This window comes from Mesorhizobium sp. M0816 (assembly GCF_040320005.1).
GTDB lineage: Bacteria > Pseudomonadota > Alphaproteobacteria > Rhizobiales > Rhizobiaceae > Mesorhizobium.
In genome coordinates, this window is record NZ_JAMYOT010000113.1 from 1 (window position 1) to 657 (window position 657).

The window sequence follows — 657 nt, forward strand, 5'->3', positions numbered from 1 at the left end:
CCAGCGGGCGAAACGGTATCGAAGTTCATCCAACATGATCGTCTCCTTTGGTACGCAGAATGCCTGCGCGCCTGGGTTGGTCGGAAGCGCAAAACCTCTGCGCGAATCGCATGCGCGATCGAAAGGGTTCAGTTCGCTTCTTGGCCAGCCGAGGCGCTTGTCCCTGTCCCGCCAGGCAGGATTGTCCAACGCCTCCAATGCCTGCATACTTGCGCACGATGCCCGCTTTGCGCTACAGCCACGGTCGCAAGGAGTTTTTCATTTCTGCAAAATGGATATCGGCTGGGACGATCTGAGGTTGTTTCTCGACGTTGCGCGGCTGGGTGGCTTGAGCGCAGAGACGGGAACAACGCGCCTCAGCGCAGCCACCCTTGGACGACGCGTCACCGCGCTCGAAAAGCAGATCGGCGAACCTCTATTCGTGCGCCAGCAGACCGGCTACCGGCTGACCCCGGTCGGCGAGGAACTGCTGCGGCGCGCCGAAGACGTCGAGGCGGCAATGCAGTCGCTGACCCGCTGGCGCGAGGGAAACCTGCCCGACCGCATTGTCCGCGTCTCGGCCGGGCCATGGACCTCGGCCTTCGTTTCCGCCCATATCGGCGAGATCTGGACGGTCGATGACGGCATAAGGGTAGAGCTTGTCACCACCACCGACCG

The 657-nt window shown here is 62.4% G+C and carries 2 protein-coding genes; one reads left to right on the forward strand and one right to left on the reverse strand.

The genetic code is table 11. The features are described from left to right. A partial coding sequence (locus tag NKI17_RS36930) for a hypothetical protein (protein ID WP_352907960.1) occupies positions 1–189 on the reverse strand: 189 nt, incomplete at its 3' end. Positions 190–271: 82 nt separating this feature from the next. Between NKI17_RS36930 and NKI17_RS36935 the strand changes: the two genes are divergently transcribed. After that, positions 272–657, forward strand: a 386-nt coding sequence (locus NKI17_RS36935) for a LysR family transcriptional regulator (RefSeq protein WP_352907961.1), incomplete at its 3' end; no start/stop codon positions are given.